At 70.9% G+C, this 268-nt stretch carries 1 protein-coding gene; it reads left to right on the forward strand.

Features of this window, described 5'->3' with window-relative positions; translation table 11 throughout:
* Nucleotides 1-21: 21 nt before the first annotated feature.
* The coding region (locus tag RG959_RS24245) for a hypothetical protein (RefSeq protein ID WP_342799312.1) at nucleotides 22-268 on the forward strand (247 nt) is incomplete at its 3' end.

Below are 268 nucleotides of genomic sequence, written 5' to 3' on the forward strand. Positions count from 1 at the left end.
GTCGTGCCGAAGGAGAGGATCGTGTTCCAGTTTGCCGCCTACCGGATCATGTCCAGCCGCCGCCATGCGCTGCGCGTGGCGGTGCAGACGGCGGTGGCGACGCTCGCCGTGCATCTCCTGATGCGGCCTCTCGCGCCGGATCTGGAATCCTGGGCGGCGGTCCTGTCGAACAGTCTCGCCGCCATCTGGCCGGGCCTGACCTATGCCGCGGTGATGGCCGCCATCGTGGCGCTCGACCCGAGCCCCGACGGCCGCAGCGCCCTTGCCC

The organism is Domibacillus sp. 8LH (assembly GCF_038806185.1).
In the GTDB taxonomy this organism is placed as follows: domain Bacteria; phylum Bacillota; class Bacilli; order Bacillales; family Domibacillaceae; genus Domibacillus; species Domibacillus indicus_A.